Genomic DNA, 1,504 nt, shown 5'->3' on the forward strand with positions numbered 1-1,504 from the left:
CGGCAGAGGCCTGTGCCGACCTCGATGCAAACTGCCGACGTCACAGGAACCTGCCGACCTCGCAAATAATCAGGTGCGCCCCGTCCGGCGGGCGTGACATGCTCCTCGCACGGTCATCGGGTCTACCCCTGAGGCGCTCGCTGACCGGCCAGCTCATCCAGCAGGAAACGGCTCCGGCACGTGCGTTCGAGCACGGTGCGGACAGGAAGGAGGCAGTGATGGACGACGTCGTTCGCGCGGCTGCCTTCGCGGCAGCAGACGCCACTGTCACCAGGAGCACCCGGTACTGAACCGGCGATGCTCCAGCATCAAGGAGCACCGACTTGCCCCGTTTTCCCGAAGCACCGAAGTCCGTCCTCATCCAGGCAGCAGCCGGTAAGGGCGGCAAGAAGTACACCAACCGGTCGGCCGACGACGAGCGTCAGCCTGCCCGCAACGTGCGGGTCGGCCGCGAGGACCTGGAAGGCCCCTACCCGGGCGCGTTCGACGCCGAAGAGTTCGGCTCCGACGGGTTCGGTTCCGACGCGTTCGAGCACGACGGCACGGTTCAGGACGGCGCCGACCGGCACCCGTCCGGCGTCGTCCCGCACGACCACGACCACGACCACGACCAGACCGATCCCACCCAACCCGGTCCCGGGCAGCGCTGGTCCACCTGGCGTTCGGTCGCCAAGGGGGCGCGCGGGCCCGAACCGCTGCCGGAGTGGGTCGTGACCCGCGACGCCGCGCTCGACACCGAGCTCGGCATCCTCAAGACCGGGAAGGAGGCCGACGCGTTCCTCGTGGAGCGCGCAGTCCCGGAGGGCGCCGGGCTGCCGTCCGACGCCCCGGACCTGGCGCTCGACCAGGCGGCCACCCGCTGCCTGCTGGTCGCCAAGCGGTATCGCAGCCTGGAGCACGGGCAGTTCCACCGCGGGTCCGAGTACACCGAGGGCCGCACCGTGCGGCGCACCCGCGACCAGCGCGCCATGGAGGACCGCAAGTCCGCGTGGGGCCGCGCGGTGTCGGCCACCCAGTGGGCCGACGCCGAGTTCGTCGCCCTGCGGGATGCCTGGTCGGCGGGCGCGCCCGTGCCCTACCCCGTGCAGATCGACGGGACCGAGGTACTGATGGAGTTCATCGGCACCGAGGAGACCGACGACCTGGGCCGTACCCAGGCCGTCGCCGCGCCACGCCTGACCCGGGTGCGCCCGTCGGACGACCTGCTCGAGTCGTACTGGGACCAGCTCACGCACGGCATGTCCGTGCTGGCCCGGCTCGGGTTCGCGCACGGCGACCTGTCGCCGTACAACATCCTGGCCCACGGCGAGCGGCTGGTCATCATCGACCTGCCGCAGGTCGTGGACCTCGCGGCCAACCCGTTCTCCAGCGACGTGCTGCTGCGCGACTGCCGCACCGTGTCCGACTGGTTCATCGCCCGCGGGCTGGACGTCGACCCGGACGCCCTGTTCGCCGACCTCCTGGCGCAAGCCTTCTGACCTGCGGCCCGGTCACTCCGCCGGGG

Annotated in this window: 2 protein-coding genes; both read left to right on the forward strand. The window is 71.3% G+C overall.

Annotated features, from left to right (window positions below):
- Positions 1–290 (forward strand): hypothetical protein (locus ACFWEJ_RS28650; protein WP_377232549.1); only part of this gene is annotated, 290 nt, incomplete at its 5' end.
- Positions 291–323: 33 nt separating this feature from the next.
- Positions 324–1,478 (forward strand): serine protein kinase RIO, encoded by a 1,155-nt coding sequence (locus ACFWEJ_RS28655; protein ID WP_377232550.1) that lies wholly within the window; start codon positions 324–326, stop codon positions 1,476–1,478.
- Positions 1,479–1,504: the final 26 nt, after the last annotated feature.

Origin of the sequence: Promicromonospora sp. NPDC060204 (assembly GCF_042728455.1) — a bacterium.
In the GTDB taxonomy this organism is placed as follows: Bacteria; Actinomycetota; Actinomycetes; order Actinomycetales; family Cellulomonadaceae; genus Promicromonospora.